This is a genomic window from Plebeiibacterium sediminum, from assembly GCF_026013605.1.
Classification (GTDB): Bacteria; Bacteroidota; Bacteroidia; order Bacteroidales; family Marinilabiliaceae; genus Saccharicrinis; species Saccharicrinis sediminus.
Map to the genome: position 1 here is coordinate 1 of NZ_JAPDPJ010000250.1, position 675 is coordinate 675.

1 protein-coding gene is annotated in these 675 nt (G+C 31.6%); it reads right to left on the bottom strand.

Translation table 11 applies throughout. The annotated features are described in order from the left end of the window. Positions 1 to 40: 40 nt before the first annotated feature. On the bottom strand, positions 41 to 675 hold a 635-nt coding region (locus OM075_RS25325), incomplete at its 5' end, for a transposase (protein ID WP_301193351.1).

Sequence of the window (675 nt, forward strand, 5' to 3'; positions counted from 1 at the left end):
GGCTTAGCCCAAAAACGAATACTCTGATAAATCCAAGACTTTAAGCGACTTTCTCTTTAAGTCTTGGATCCTCTGTTACATGACCTATTTGATAAAGTACACCAGTATTAACTATACTGTAAATTGTTCTTAAAAGTTTATTTGCTATATTATTCATAATTAAAAAATGGGGCTTTCCTTCCAATCGTTTTCTTTCATAATACAGTCTGTATTGAGCATTTTTACTTTTAGCTACAACTGAGCACATGTAAAGTAGTGTTTTTAGTTCTTTATCAGCCATATTACTAACTTTTGACTTCTTGACCATCTTACCACTTGAATTTGGGAAAGGACAAATTCCTGCATAAGAGGATGCCTTTCTAGCAGTATTTATCTCTTTAAAATTACCTGTTTTTACAATTAGTTCGCATGCTGTAACTTGGCCTACTCCCACAACACTTGTAACTAAATAATAATTTCGACTAAGATTAATATCTGAATCAATTATTGACATAATCTCCTGTTCTATCTCTTTAATAGATTCACTAAGACAATCTAAAACCTTTTTAGATGCATAATGTGCCTTTATCGAATTATACGGCATTTCTGGTTTAACCTTCTCATGAGTAAATAACATTTTTCTTTCCTTAACTAACTGCCCTCTTAATCTAAAGAGTTCCTTTAATTCTCTCATTT